This window comes from Klebsiella sp. PK01, from assembly GCF_057624675.1.
This window is the reverse complement of the sequence record NZ_JBYEZM010000005.1, coordinates 306,993-320,247: the sequence shown is the minus strand read 5'-3', so window position 1 is coordinate 320,247 and position 13,255 is coordinate 306,993. Positions and strand designations below refer to the sequence as shown.

The 13,255-nt window shown below is 56.6% G+C and carries 12 protein-coding genes; 7 read left to right on the top strand and 5 right to left on the bottom strand.

All coding sequences use genetic code 11. From position 1 onward, the window contains the following. Positions 1 to 64: 64 nt before the first annotated feature. Entirely contained in the window at positions 65 to 448 is a 384-nt protein-coding gene (locus AC22LX_RS17775) for a hypothetical protein (protein ID WP_045397151.1), read from the top strand. 545 nt (positions 449 to 993) lie between these two features. On the opposite strand, the gene rsmJ is transcribed toward AC22LX_RS17775, so the two are convergent. Next, positions 994 to 1,746, bottom strand: coding sequence for a 16S rRNA (guanine(1516)-N(2))-methyltransferase RsmJ (gene rsmJ / locus AC22LX_RS17770; protein ID WP_045397154.1), 753 nt, complete (start codon positions 1,744 to 1,746; stop codon positions 994 to 996). 7 nt (positions 1,747 to 1,753) lie between these two features. After that, positions 1,754 to 3,796 carry an oligopeptidase A gene (prlC, locus tag AC22LX_RS17765; RefSeq protein ID WP_045397157.1) on the bottom strand — a complete coding sequence of 681 codons (2,043 nt, stop codon included), beginning with the start codon at positions 3,794 to 3,796 and terminating at the stop codon, positions 1,754 to 1,756. A 176-nt stretch (positions 3,797 to 3,972) separates the two neighbouring features. Here prlC and AC22LX_RS17760 point away from each other — a divergent pair, with 176 nt between their 5' ends. Then, positions 3,973 to 4,815: a 23S rRNA (adenine(2030)-N(6))-methyltransferase RlmJ gene (locus tag AC22LX_RS17760; RefSeq protein ID WP_015703746.1), complete on the top strand. Its 843-nt coding sequence runs from the start codon at positions 3,973 to 3,975 to the stop codon at positions 4,813 to 4,815. Between the two features lie 72 nt (positions 4,816 to 4,887). After that, the gene (gorA, locus tag AC22LX_RS17755) at positions 4,888 to 6,240 is read left to right on the top strand and encodes a glutathione-disulfide reductase (RefSeq protein WP_047040394.1); all 1,353 of its coding nucleotides are present in this window, start codon (positions 4,888 to 4,890) and stop codon (positions 6,238 to 6,240) included. Between the two features lie 32 nt (positions 6,241 to 6,272). Here gorA and AC22LX_RS17750 read toward each other — a convergent pair whose 3' ends face one another. Together AC22LX_RS17750 and AC22LX_RS17745 are read right to left on the bottom strand one after the other, a co-directional pair. Next, positions 6,273 to 7,367 (bottom strand): serine hydrolase domain-containing protein, encoded by a 1,095-nt coding sequence (locus tag AC22LX_RS17750; RefSeq protein WP_047047836.1) that lies wholly within the window; start codon positions 7,365 to 7,367, stop codon positions 6,273 to 6,275. Positions 7,368 to 7,560: 193 nt separating this feature from the next. Then, positions 7,561 to 8,184 carry a glutathione S-transferase family protein gene (locus tag AC22LX_RS17745; protein WP_487334121.1) on the bottom strand — a complete coding sequence of 208 codons (624 nt, stop codon included), beginning with the start codon at positions 8,182 to 8,184 and terminating at the stop codon, positions 7,561 to 7,563. Between the two features lie 99 nt (positions 8,185 to 8,283). Here AC22LX_RS17745 and AC22LX_RS17740 point away from each other — a divergent pair, with 99 nt between their 5' ends. The 4 genes from AC22LX_RS17740 to AC22LX_RS17725 all read left to right on the top strand — a co-directional run bounded on the left by AC22LX_RS17740 (position 8,284) and on the right by AC22LX_RS17725 (position 12,450). Next, complete coding sequence (locus tag AC22LX_RS17740; RefSeq protein ID WP_213292949.1) at positions 8,284 to 9,432, top strand: iron-containing alcohol dehydrogenase; 1,149 nt, start codon at positions 8,284 to 8,286, stop codon at positions 9,430 to 9,432. Positions 9,433 to 9,702: 270 nt separating this feature from the next. After that, positions 9,703 to 11,361 carry an alpha,alpha-trehalase gene (locus AC22LX_RS17735; protein WP_047078846.1) on the top strand — a complete coding sequence of 553 codons (1,659 nt, stop codon included), beginning with the start codon at positions 9,703 to 9,705 and terminating at the stop codon, positions 11,359 to 11,361. A gap of 63 nt (positions 11,362 to 11,424) precedes the next feature. After that, positions 11,425 to 11,952 (top strand): GNAT family N-acetyltransferase, encoded by a 528-nt coding sequence (locus AC22LX_RS17730; RefSeq protein WP_049060536.1) that lies wholly within the window; start codon positions 11,425 to 11,427, stop codon positions 11,950 to 11,952. A gap of 75 nt (positions 11,953 to 12,027) precedes the next feature. Beyond that, positions 12,028 to 12,450: a glycoside hydrolase family protein gene (locus tag AC22LX_RS17725; protein ID WP_047047822.1), complete on the top strand. Its 423-nt coding sequence runs from the start codon at positions 12,028 to 12,030 to the stop codon at positions 12,448 to 12,450. Here the strand turns inward: AC22LX_RS17725 and AC22LX_RS17720 are convergent. Beyond that, positions 12,447 to 13,055 carry a helix-turn-helix transcriptional regulator gene (locus tag AC22LX_RS17720; protein ID WP_015703753.1) on the bottom strand — a complete coding sequence of 203 codons (609 nt, stop codon included), beginning with the start codon at positions 13,053 to 13,055 and terminating at the stop codon, positions 12,447 to 12,449. The genes AC22LX_RS17725 and AC22LX_RS17720 overlap by 4 nt on opposite strands. Positions 13,056 to 13,255 lie beyond the last annotated feature (200 nt).

Here is a 13,255-nt window from a genome sequence, read left to right as displayed (position 1 = left end):
AAAATGGCAAACTACGTTCATATTTATACGTAATCATGCGGCGAATAATATAAAAGGAATTATTATGAATAATGGGTTTAAAAGGGATAACTTGCTCCAGATACTGAGCGAATTATTGCCAAATGAAACCATTGATGAACGGAAATATGTTCATGGTCTTATTCGTTCGAAGCCAGCGGTGCTGTACTTCGCCGATACACAAATAGTCCAGCTCAATCTTTCATTGTTTTATGATTACAAAGATAATTACCAGCGCATCCCTTATACTGATATACGCGAAATTAAAATGCGCAACGTTCTCTGGCGAAAGTTCGCGCTCATATATACCAATCCGATCGCGCCCATTGAAGTTGAAATGCCCGGCAAATGCCTCGGTTGCCCATGGCAGGCTGAAAACTTAAGCTATCTATTAGAGAATGATTTCTTTCAGAATAGTTGGCCTCATTAGGCCTTATTAAGTAGATACTGTTATCGGTTGGCAACTTTTTAAGGGTTTTTCCCGGACGCGGCGCGTTGCGCCTTCTCCGGGCTACCAAATCGCATCGTGCTGTAGCCCCGGTAAGCGGCAGCGCCACCGGGGGATTTTGAGATCGCCAGCACCAGTAGTGTCAGCCATCATGATTAATTAATTAAAGGCAGGCCGCACGGACCGTAGATACTATTATCGGTTGGCAACTTTTTTAGTCCGGGAAAAAGAGTTGTTTTTTATTATTTCAGAGCAGATTGCGCTCCCGATATTTCTTCTGCGTTATGTCTCTCATGGCGCAGGGAGCGCACAGAGGGCTCTGGCCGCCAACACCGGCAGTTTCAGTAGCCATGGGGACAAAGTAGAGATCTTAAGCTCGCAATGGCGCGGACCGTAAGTCGGGTAAGGCGTTAGCCGCCACCCGACAAAAAACGACACCGCGAGTAGCGAGCCCAGGTAAGGCTTAAGCCGTAGCCCGGATAAGGCGCGTTGCGCCGCTATCCGGGAGATACCATCACGGCATAATATTACTCCGGCGTACCGGCATAAATATCAAACCGATGCCCTTTGGTCACCACCGCGTTCGGCGTGGCGACATCCGCCAGCGGCGGCGCATAATCCGGACGCTTCACCACCACTCGTTTGGTCGCCAGCTGTCGCGCCGGCGCCAGCAGGCCATCGGCGTCTAAATCCGGCCCTACCAGCGACTGAAATACCCGCATCTCTTTTTTGACCAGCGCGCTTTTCTGCTTATGGGGAAACATTGGATCCAGATACACCACCTGCGGGCGCGGGGTGATATCGGTCAGCGCATTCAGACTGGAAGCATGAATCAGCTGCAGGCGCTCCTGCAGCCAGCCGCCGATCTCCGCATCGGCATAGCCACGTTTCAAACCATCGTCGAGCAGCGCGGCGACCACCGGATTACGCTCCAGCATCCGCACGCGGCAGCCGACCGACGCCAGCACAAAGGCATCACGCCCCAGGCCGGCGGTGGCGTCGACAACATCCGGCAGATAATCGCCTTTAATACCCACCGCTTTGGCTACCGCTTCGCCGCGGCCGCCGCCAAACTTGCGCCGATGGGCCATCGCCCCGCCGACGAAATCGACAAAGATGCCGCCAAGTTTGGGCTCATCACGCTTGCGCAGTTCCAGATGCTCGGCCGTCAACACCAGCGCCATCGGATTCTCAGCATCATGCTCCAGCTCCCAACGGGTGGCCAAAACAGATAAGGCGCCGTCACCGGCGCCTGTTTCATCAATTAAGCAGATCTTCACGTAGCAATCAGCCTTTGATCCCGTAATGCTCAAGCATCGCGTCCAGCTGCGGCTCGCGCCCGCGGAAGCGTTTGAACAGCACCATCGGCTCTTCGGAACCGCCGCGGCTCAGGATATTGTCGAGGAATGACTGACCGGTTTCGCGGTTGAAAATCCCCTCTTCTTCGAAGCGCGAGAAGGCATCCGCCGCCAGCACGTCGGCCCACAGGTAGCTGTAGTAGCCCGCCGCGTAGCCGCCCGCAAAGATGTGGCTGAATGCATGCGGGAAGCGGCCCCAGGTTGGGCCAGGCACCACGGCGACCTGCTTTTTAATCTCGGCCAGCGTCTCGAGGATTTTCGCCCCCTGCTCCGGCGAGTATTCCGCGTGTAGACGGAAATCGAACAGACCGAACTCCAGTTGGCGCAGAATAAACATCGCCGCCTGGTAGTTTTTCGCCGCCAGCATTTTCTCCAGCAGTTCCTGCGGCAGCGGTTCACCGGTTTCGTAATGACCGGAGATAAAGGCCAGCGCTTCCGGCTCCCAGCACCAGTTTTCCATAAACTGGCTCGGCAGCTCGACCGCATCCCACGGCACCCCGCTGATGCCGGAAACGCCAGCGGTATCAATGCGGGTCAGCATGTGGTGCAGACCATGGCCGAACTCGTGGAACAGGGTAATTACTTCATCGTGCGTGAACAGCGCCGGTTTGCCGTTTACCGGGCGGTTGAAGTTACAGGTCAGATAAGCGACCGGTTTTTGCAAGGAGCCATCCAGTTTACGCATCTGGCCGACGCAGTCGTCCATCCACGCCCCGCCGCGTTTATGTTCGCGAGCATACAGGTCGAGATAGAAGCTGCCGCGCAGCTCGTTATTTTCGTCATACAGCTCGAAGAAACGCACTTCCGGATGCCACACATCGACATCGGTACGCTCTTTGGCGGTGATGCCATAAATGCGCTTAACCACTTCAAACAGGCCGTTAACGGCTTTGTTTTCCGGGAAATACGGGCGCAGCTGCTCATCGCTGATGCTGTAGAGATGCTGTTTCTGTTTTTCGCTGTAGTAAGCGATATCCCACGGTTGCAGTTCATCGACGCCAAACTCGGCTTTGGCGAAAGCACGCAGCTGAGCTAGCTCTTTCTCGCCCTGAGGACGCGCGCGTTTTGCGAGGTCGGTCAGGAAATCGAGCACCTGCTGCGGGTTTTCGGCCATTTTGGTGGCCAGAGATTTAAAGGCGTAGCTGTCAAAGCCCAACAGTTGCGCCAGTTCGTGACGCAGCGCGAGGATCTCCGCCATCACCGGGCTGTTATCCCATTTACCAGCGTTCGGGCCCTGATCGGAGGCGCGGGTGGAATAGGCGCGATACATCTCTTCGCGCAGCGCCTGATTGTCGCAGTAGGTCATCACCGGCAGATAGCTCGGGATATCCAGCGTCAGCAGATACCCTTCCTGCTCTTTCGCCTGCGCCTGGGCCTGAGCGGCGGCCAGCGCGCTTTCCGGCATGCCAGCGAGATCGGCGACGTCGGTCACCAGCTTGTTCCAGCCCATGGTGGCATCAAGCACGTTGTTGCTGTACAGATTGCCAAGCTCAGAGAGGCGCGCGGCGATTTCGCCGTAGCGTTTCTGCGCTTCTGCCGGCAGGCCAATACCGGATAATTCGAAATCGCGCAGGGCGTTATCGACCGCTTTTTTCTGCGCGGTATTCAAGGTGGCGTAGTTATCGCCGTCGCGCAGATCGCGGTAGGCTTTATACAGGCCTTCATGCTGGCCGACCCAGGTGCTGTACTCGGAGAGCAGCGGCAGCGTCTGTTCGTAGGCTTCACGCAGTTCCGGGCTGTTTTTTACCGAATTCAAATGGCTGATTGGCGAGAAGATGCGTCCCAGCACATCGTCCACTTCCGCCAGCGGCTGGCAAAGATTTTCCCAGCTATACGGCGCGCCGTGCGCCACCGCGCTTTCCACCGCGGCCCGGCAATCATCCAGCGCTTTGGTGACCGCAGGGACCACGTGCTCTGGTTTAATCGCAGAAAAAGGCGGCAATGAAAAAGGCGTCAGTAATGGATTGGTCATATGCGCTGTCCTGTTGAAGAAGGTGAATGAAGCGCGCGTTCCGGCGCTTTTGCATGAGATCTAGAATGGGGGATAGTTGCGGGAATTTCAATGACAGGCGGTGCGACAGCGGCAATCCTGGGCGAACTGCGGTAAACTGTCGGTTAACTTGTTTACTTCCCGGAATCTCTGCATCCATGCTCAGTTATCGCCACAGCTTTCACGCAGGCAACCACGCCGACGTCCTTAAACACACCGTTCAGAGTTTGATCATTGAATCGCTGAAAGAGAAAGAAAAACCGTTTCTCTACCTGGACACCCACGCCGGCGCGGGCCGCTATCAGCTGAGCGGCGAGCACGCCGAACGTACTGGCGAATACCTTGAAGGCATCGCCCGTATCTGGCAGCAGGACGATCTGCCGACCGAGCTGGAGCCGTATATTTCGGTCGTCGAGCACTTCAACCGCAGCGGCCAGCTGCGTTACTACCCGGGTTCGCCGCTTATCGCGCGCCAGCTGCTGCGCGAGCAGGACAGCCTGCAGATGACCGAACTGCACCCGAGCGACTTCCCGCTGCTGCGCGCCGAGTTCCAGAAAGACAGCCGCGCGCGCGTCGACAAAGCCGATGGCTATCAGCAGCTGAAGGCCAAGCTGCCGCCGGTTTCCCGTCGCGGTCTGATTCTTATCGACCCGCCGTACGAAATTAAAACCGATTATCAGGCGGTGGTCACCGGGATTAACGAAGGTTATAAACGCTTCGCCACCGGCACCTACGCGCTGTGGTATCCGGTGGTGCTGCGCGCGCAAATCAAACGCATGATTAAAGATTTAGAAGCCACAGGTATTCGCAAAATTCTGCAAATCGAGCTGGCGGTGCGTCCGGACAGCGACCAGCGCGGCATGACCGCCTCCGGGATGATCGTCATCAACCCGCCGTGGAAGCTGGAACAGCAGATGAATAACGTGCTGCCGTGGCTGCACAGCAAACTGGTTCCAGCCGGTACCGGTCACGCGACCGTAAGTTGGATCGTACCGGAGTAATCGCAACCATCGGTGGAACCTTTTAAGCCTCGCGCTACAATCGCGGCAATTAACGATTAAGGACATATGGGCATGAGCAAACATTATGATTACCTCGCCATCGGCGGCGGCAGCGGCGGTATCGCCTCGATTAACCGTGCGGCGATGTACGGCCAGAAGTGCGCGCTGATTGAAGCCAAAGAGCTGGGCGGCACCTGCGTCAACGTCGGCTGCGTGCCGAAAAAAGTGATGTGGCATGCGGCGCAGATCCGCGAAGCGATTCATCTGTATGGCCCGGATTATGGTTTCGATACCACCATCAATCATTTCGACTGGGATAAGCTGGTCGCCAGCCGCAGCGCCTATATTGACCGTATTCATACCTCTTACGACAACGTACTGGGTAAGAATAACGTTGATGTTATCAAAGGGTTCGCGCGCTTTGTCGATGCCCACACCGTGGAAGTCAACGGCGAGACCATTACCGCCGATCATATCCTGATCGCCACCGGCGGCCGACCGAGCCATCCGAACATTCCGGGTGTGGAATACGGTATTGATTCCGACGGTTTCTTCGAACTGCCGGCGTTGCCGAAGCGCGTAGCGGTAGTCGGCGCGGGCTATATTGCCGTTGAACTGGCCGGCGTGATTAACGGCCTCGGCGCCGAAACCCACCTGTTCGTGCGTAAACACGCGCCGCTGCGTAGCTTCGATCCATTGATTGTTGAGACTCTGGTGGAAGTGATGAACGCCGAAGGCCCGCAGCTGCACACCAACGCAATTCCGAAGGCGGTAGTCAAGAATGCCGACGGCAGCCTGACTCTGGAGCTGGAAGATGGCCGCAGCCAGACCGTAGATTGCCTGATTTGGGCGATTGGCCGCGAACCGGCGACCGATAACTTCAACCTGGCGGCAACGGGCGTTAAAACCAACGATAAAGGCTACATCATCGTTGATAAGTTCCAGAACACCAACGTACCGGGCATCTACGCGGTGGGCGATAATACTGGCGCCGTCGAGCTGACGCCGGTCGCCGTGGCCGCAGGCCGTCGTCTGTCCGAACGCCTGTTTAACAACAAGCCGGAAGAGCACCTCGACTACAGCAATATCCCGACCGTAGTCTTCAGCCACCCGCCAATCGGCACCGTCGGCTTAACCGAGCCGCAGGCGCGCGAGCAGTACGGCGATGACGCCGTGAAGGTGTACAAATCGTCCTTCACCGCGATGTATACCGCCGTGACCTCTCACCGCCAGCCGTGCCGTATGAAGCTGGTCTGCGTCGGTCCGGAAGAAAAGATTGTCGGTATTCACGGTATCGGCTTCGGAATGGATGAGATGCTGCAGGGCTTTGCGGTAGCGCTGAAGATGGGCGCCACCAAAAAAGACTTCGACAACACTGTTGCCATTCACCCGACCGCAGCGGAAGAGTTTGTCACCATGCGTTAATCCGCACAGCCCCGTCTCAGGACGGGGCTTCATTATTGCTCCGTCACCAGATTACGCAGGATCTGATGGCCGATGTAGTTACTCCAGTTAAAGCTGTTTTGCAGCACCACCACCGCATTCTGATTCGCTTTATCGAAGCCGATATAGCTTGAATAGCCGCCGATGTAACCCACCTGATAGGTCAATTGCTGCTGACCAAACGTATCGGTCACCCAGGCAATGTTCGCTGCTTCAATTTGCCGCGGATAATAATCGACGCTAACGTCCCTGAATGCCTTATCCAGCGCCGTCTGCCCCGTGGGCGCGAAGTGAGCGCGGGCATAATTAATCAGATCGCCGGCGTCGCTGTACAGACTCGCCGCGCCAACCATGTTATTGGTGAACTGCCAGTCCGGCGTCAGCGCGCCGCGCGGTTTAAATTTCGGCTGATCGCCTGCATGTCCCAGCGCCCGCCACGGGTATTCGCGCAGCGTTTGCGGCTGGAAGCTGGTATTCCCCATCGCCAACGGCCGGAAGATCATCCGTGAAGCCAGCGTCTCAATCGATTCGCCGGTTTGGTATTTGAGGATATATCCCAGTATCGCAAAACCAAGGTTGGAGTAGCCCGGCTCGCGTTCCTGCGGCGCATTGAAGTTGCTCAGATAGCTCAACACGCCATCGGCATCGAGCTCGTGATAGAAGTTTTCACCGTCGTTAAGATAGGCCAATAGATGCTCAAGCGACAGCATATTCATCGGCTGACGCGGCAGCCCGGAGGTATGGGTGACCAGCTGCAGCAAGGTTATCTTACGGGCATCTTCGCTCAGCGCCGTACCCGGCGGCAGCAGAGTTTGTAAGGTGTCGTTCCAGTGCAAACGCCCCTTGTTAACCAGCATCGTCACCACTTCAGCGGTTACGCCTTTACTTAACGAGCCGAGGGCAAAAAGCGTTTGCGGGGTTATCGGGTAGCGCTGCTTATCATCCGTCACGCCGAAGCAGTGAAATTCAGCCGGACCGTTGTGATGAATAACCGCCACCACCACGCCGCTAACCTGCTTTTCACGCATGTAATGGCTGACGAAAGCGTCGATGGAAAGCCGCTGCCCATCATTCCCCACCAGGCTGGTTTCATTGCTGGGCGGACTCATTTGCGACAGCGTGCCGGAACAGCCTGAAACCAACAGTAATGCCAATAGCACAAGGCCTAACCGCCTGTTCAAACTTCACCTACCTGCCGCGCATTTTGGGATGAGATAAAAAATAGACGCGGATCGTAGCGGTATTACTCCGCCAGCGCAAAGCGAATACGCTGAAAAATAAATAAGCTCCAGGCTTAGGACGCTACGCCACGCCGTTATTGCCATGGCGCATAAATGCCGGACGCTGGTTAAGGGCCATATACCAGCGTTCGACGTTTGCCATCTCCGGGTGGGCGAACGGCGTCATTTTCCAGCGGTGCACCGAAAGTCCCAGCACGATATCCGCCAGCGTAAACGTCTCGCCGGTCAGCCACGCGCCGGTGCGCTGTAGCTGGTTGTCGACAATCTGTACGCAGCGCGTCCACGCGGCGATACTCTCTTTAATCGCCGCGGGGTCCTGGAAACGCGGGTCTTTACGCACCAGTCCCGTGAAAGCGTAGCGCCAGGCGCTATTAAACTCCGTCGCCTGCCAGTCCATCCAGTGCTCTACCTGCGCCGCGGCACGTAACGCCGAGGGTAGCAAATCCTCACGTCCGGCCTTACGCGCCAGATAGCGGCAGATGCTGTTCGACTCCCAAAGGACAAAATCGTCATCCATCAGCACCGGCACTAACGCATTCGGATTGAGCGCCAAAAATTCCGGCGTATCAAGCGGGCTACAGCCGCTGCCATAATCTTCCTGCTGATACTCGATCCCCGCCTCTTCGCAGGTCCAGAGGACTTTACGCACGTTAATAGACGAGCGTTTACCCAAGATTCTTATCATCGTCAGCAACCCTTTTTCGTAATATGGCAGACATGAAGCTTGCCGGATAATGTGTATAGTGGATTGCAGAATAATTATCCACTACAGGTACTCTTACACATGGTCACTCCCTTCAACATTTTAACGCCGGGCAATATCCGCTTTGGCCGCGGGCAGGCCCGCAGCGCCGCGCCGTGGCTGGCGCAATATGATGCCCCGGTGCTGCTGGTTCACGGCGCGACCAAAAGCCGCGCCCAATTTTTATTGAGTGAACTGACCGCATTGCATCTTCAGGTCAGCACGTTTGCTATCGCCAATGAACCCACGCTGGACGATATAGAACGCGGCGTACGGCTGGCGCGCAAGCGCGGCGTCGGCGCGGTGGTCAGCCTTGGCGGCGGCGCGGTCATTGATGCCGGTAAAGCCATTGCCGCGCTGGTCCCGGCAAGCGGGCCTGCCATCGACTATCTGGAAGTCGTCGGAACGGGGAGAATACTGGAAGCCAGCCCGCTACCGTTTGCCGCTATTCCCACAACGTCCGGCACCGGCGCGGAGGTCACTAAAAACGCGGTCATCAACGTCCCGCAGCAGCAGCGCAAAGTCAGCCTGCGTGACGACCGCATGCTGCCGCAGCTGGCGATTGTCGATCCGGCGTTAACGGATAACGCCCCCCGCGCCGTCACCCTCGGCTCCGGCCTTGATGCCTTAACTCAGGTTATCGAACCCTGGCTGTGCACCCGGGCGACGCCCTTCACCGATGCTCTGTGCCGGGAGGCGATCCCCCGCGGCATCGCCGCGTTAAAAACGCTGATGGAAAAAGAGTGTGCCGACAGCCGCGACGAGCTGGCCTGGGTCAGCCTGTGCGGCGGGCTGGCGCTGGCCAACGCCGGGCTGGGCGTGGTTCACGGTCTTGCGGGGCCGCTTGGCGGGCTAAGCGATGCCTCCCACGGCGCGCTCTGCGGCTGCCTGCTGCCCTTTGGGCTGGAACTCAATGAGTCGCAGGTAACCAATCTGGCGCTGCGCCAGCGTTTCCTCGACGTGCGCCAGTGGATCGCCGCCGGGCTTGGCGTCTCGCCGGATGACGCCTGGCAAAGCCTGCGCGAATGGAGCCAGCGCTCGGGGCTCGGCAATTTACGCGACCTCGGCGTGTCGCGCGAAGCGCTGGAACCCGCCGCGCTGGCGGCCAGTAGTTCATCGTCGATGAAAGCCAATCCGGTCACGCTGGATTCAGAGCAACTGCTGGAGATGCTGGAAGCCGCCTGGGAGTAAATGAGCCAACCGCCTGCGTTTACCCGGGGCGGTTCAAATTTTGTTGCATAATGAATGCTCCGAATTTCGTTTTCGCGCATTCACGATACCGGTAAATATTCACCCTTTAATTTCAAAGACCTGCTCTACTTCCCTGTCGTTTTTATGCACTGAAAAGCGTGACCTGACGCACAGTTTGTCTTCCGCAGACCGAAGCGAGTGTCTACGCTTATTAGAGAGCCCGGGCATGCCCGGCCCCTAAACTCACGCTATCCGGAGGCCTGTATCGCTATGTTCAGCCAGAAACTACGCAACGTTGATGACGACGAGTTGAGGATCGAAAACGATCCGTGCTACGAAGCCGATCCGTATGAGTTAAAACTGGATGAAATGTTCGACGCCGAACCGGAGCCGGAGATCATCGAAGGGCTACCGGCGTCCGACGCGCTGACCCCCGCCGACCGCTATCTCGAGTTGTTTACCAACGTCCAAAAGTCGCGCATTTTTCTTGATAGTAAAACCTTTCCCGACTGCGCGCCGAAACACGATCCGCTGGATATCCTGATGCACTATCGACGGGTTAAGCGTACGCCGGAGTTCGATTTGCGTCAGTTTGTGGAAGACAACTTCTGGCTGCCGGATAACCGCGCCGATGATTACACTTCTGATCCGAAACTGACGCTAAAAGAGCATATCGATAAGCTCTGGCCAGTCCTCACACGTGAACCGCAGGATCATATTCCGTGGTCGTCGCTGCTGGCGCTACCGCAGTCATATATCGTCCCCGGCGGGCGGTTTAGCGAAACCTACTACTGGGATTCCTACTTCACCATGCTGGGGCTGGCGGAAAGCGGCCGTGAAGATTTGCTCAAATGTATGGCCGACAACTTCGCCTGGATGATTGAAACCTACGGCCACATTCCCAACGGCAATCGCACCTACTATCTCAGCCGCTCCCAGCCGCCGGTGTTCGCCCTGATGGTTGAGCTGTTTGAGGAAGATGGCGTTCGCGGCGCGCGCCGCTATCTTGACCATCTCAAATTAGAGCACGCCTTCTGGATGGACGGCGCGGAATCGCTGATCCCTAACCAGGCCTACCGTCACGTGGTGCGTATGCCTGATGGTTCGCTGCTTAACCGCTACTGGGACGACCGCGATACGCCGCGCGATGAATCCTGGCGAGAAGATGTAGAAACGGCAAAACATTCCGGCCGCCCGCCGAACGAGGTCTATCGTGACCTGCGCGCCGGCGCGGCTTCCGGCTGGGACTACTCCAGCCGCTGGCTGCGCGATATCACCCGGCTGGCGAGTATCCGCACCACCCAGTTTATTCCCATCGACCTCAACGCTTTTCTGTTTAAGCTGGAAAATACCATCGCCAATCTCTCCGGCCTGAAGGGCGATCGCGAAGCTGAAGCCGAATTTCGCCGTAAAGCCAACGCGCGCCGGGAGGCGGTGACCCGCTATCTGTGGGATGAAGAGTGCGGCTGTTTTCGCGATTACGACTGGCGCCGCGAACAGTTGGCCTTGTTCTCCGCCGCCAGTATCGTCACGCTATATGTCGGGATGGCGACTCACGCCCAGGCCGAACGGCTGGCGGACGCCGTACGCGCGCGTCTGCTCACCCCTGGCGGCATCATGGCGACGGAATATGAAAGCGGAGAACAGTGGGATAAACCCAACGGCTGGGCGCCGCTGCAGTGGATGGCGGTACAGGGATTCAAAATGTACGGCCACGACCCGCTCGGCGATGAAATCGCCCAGAGCTGGCTGCAGACGGTGAATCAATTTTATCTCAAACACCACAAGCTGATTGAGAAATATCATATCGCCAGCGGCGTCCCACATGAGGGCGGCGGCGGGGAGTATCCGCTGCAGGATGGCTTCGGCTGGACCAACGGCGTGGTACGGCGACTCATCAGCCTGTACGGCGAGCCGAGGTCTTCATGAGGCACTTTCCGTCGGCATGCTGTGCTGCTAAGGTTTTATTTTCCCCTTGCCAGAGCCGACAACATGCCCGAACTGCTTACGCCGCGGCTGCGCTGCTCGCCGCTGCAGCTTGACGACTGGTCTTTTTTTCTCAGCCTGCAACAGGATCCGCAGGTGATGCTCTATGTCGCGGATGACCGGCCCATCGCCGATATCCGCGCCGCGTTTGATGCGCGCCTGCCGGCCTGGTCGCCTAAGGCCGCGCACTGGTTATGTCTGGTGGTTCGCGATCGGCAAAGCCATACGCCCCTCGGCCTGACCGGCTATTGCCACCACGATGATGATATTGCCGAAGTGGGCTTTCTCTTCGCCCCACAGGCGCAGGGCCAGGGCTACGGATATGAATCACTGCGGGCGCTATGTGATTACGCGTTTTCTACAGGCGGCATCCGTCGCCTGACCGCCAGCGTCACCGCCGGGAACCAGGCCTCAAAACAACTGCTGCTAAAAACAGGATTTATTCAGGAAGGAGAGCTACGCGAGAGCTACTGGCTACATGGCCGTTGGCACAATGACTGGCTGTTTGGCCTGATGCGCCACGATTACCAATAAGGCCCTGGGCCATCCGGCGAATGGGGGCGACCCCGCTTTTCCTCTACACTGCCGCCAACCACAGAGGAAAAGATCATGACCGTCACCACGTTAAGCCTGCCGGGGCTGCGTTTTATCCAGCAGACGCAAGGGCTGGCGCTACTGCCGTATCAGGACAAATTTGGGCAATGGCGGGTCGGCTACGGCCACGCTATCGGTGAAGATGAGAAAGAGACGCCCATCACCGCCGAACTGGCGATGATGCTATTGACGCTAGACCTGCTGCGTTGCCAACAGATATTACAGCGAAGGTTAGTCGTGGAACTGACTCAGCCGCAGTGCGATGCCCTGCTGGCGCTGGTATTCAGTTTAGATGGCAGCGCCCAACCGGAGTTGGAGGCTATTTTGCGTTCTCTTAACAGCCACAACATAACGCAGGCGCTGGCGATATGGCGGAAAATTGACCGCGATAACGCCTTCCGCCTGCAGGAGTGCGAGTGGTTTTCTCAGACCAGTTAATTTTCACCGACGCTATTAAATGCCATCGCCGCCTGGGTCCGATTTTTCACATCCAGCCGCCGATATAACGACTCAAGATGCGCTTTCACGGTCCCGGCGCTGATATTTAACGTACGGCTAATTTCCTTATTAGAGCTGCCTTCCGCCAGCAGTTTTAAAATTTCCTGCTGGCGACGACTTAAATGCACAGCGTGTTTCCCGCGCTCCGCCGAAGTCATTAACCAGGTGCCAGGCAGACACATCATGCCCAACATGATGCTATTAATGATCTGGGCAAACATATCGGCGCTATCCTCACGTTGGGCAATGGCGCGCACGTTCCACGCCAGCGCTCGTTGCAGCCAGCTTTTATTATCATCCGAAACCACTAATAATACTTTGGCATGCGGAAAACGCTGCTGCTTCTCCTGGAGCAACCAGCAACAAAATTCGCTGTTCAGGTCGCCATCAAGGATAAGAAGCGCCTGCGGATGAGCCGTGAGCAGTTGCCACAGCTGTTCTGCCTGACAGGTGCTATGAATATTAATTTCAGGAATACGTTGTTGTAAGCCGACCTTCATTCCATGAATAAATATTGACTGCCTGTCAAACATGATTACTTGCATGGACTGCTCTCCATCGAAAAAATACCCCTTAAAAAGTGGGGGAAGGGTAATATCAGCCGACAAAAATAAGAACTCGCCGTATGACCTAAGCCATTTTACCGATGGAGTAGATGATATAAATATCATGAAGATGAATAGTTACACGCCAGCGCGGAACGATTACCCATTCATAATATTTATTACATTTGATGTAAGGAATT

Excerpts from the sequence above, each read along its gene's own strand:
- AC22LX_RS17725 (WP_047047822.1), top strand. The coding sequence starts at position 12,028 with ATGACCGTCACCACGTTAAGCCTGCCGGGGCTGCGTTTTATCCAGCAG.
- AC22LX_RS17735 (WP_047078846.1), top strand. The coding sequence starts at position 9,703 with ATGTTCAGCCAGAAACTACGCAACGTTGATGACGACGAGTTGAGGATC.
- AC22LX_RS17740 (WP_213292949.1), top strand. The coding sequence starts at position 8,284 with ATGGTCACTCCCTTCAACATTTTAACGCCGGGCAATATCCGCTTTGGC.
- AC22LX_RS17720 (WP_015703753.1), bottom strand. The coding sequence starts at position 13,055 with ATGCAAGTAATCATGTTTGACAGGCAGTCAATATTTATTCATGGAATG.
- AC22LX_RS17760 (WP_015703746.1), top strand. The coding sequence starts at position 3,973 with ATGCTCAGTTATCGCCACAGCTTTCACGCAGGCAACCACGCCGACGTC.
- AC22LX_RS17775 (WP_045397151.1), top strand. The coding sequence starts at position 65 with ATGAATAATGGGTTTAAAAGGGATAACTTGCTCCAGATACTGAGCGAA.
- AC22LX_RS17745 (WP_487334121.1), bottom strand. The coding sequence starts at position 8,184 with ATGATAAGAATCTTGGGTAAACGCTCGTCTATTAACGTGCGTAAAGTC.
- gorA (WP_047040394.1), top strand. The coding sequence starts at position 4,888 with ATGAGCAAACATTATGATTACCTCGCCATCGGCGGCGGCAGCGGCGGT.
- prlC (WP_045397157.1), bottom strand. The coding sequence starts at position 3,796 with ATGACCAATCCATTACTGACGCCTTTTTCATTGCCGCCTTTTTCTGCG.
- AC22LX_RS17750 (WP_047047836.1), bottom strand. The coding sequence starts at position 7,367 with ATGAGTCCGCCCAGCAATGAAACCAGCCTGGTGGGGAATGATGGGCAG.
- AC22LX_RS17730 (WP_049060536.1), top strand. The coding sequence starts at position 11,425 with ATGCCCGAACTGCTTACGCCGCGGCTGCGCTGCTCGCCGCTGCAGCTT.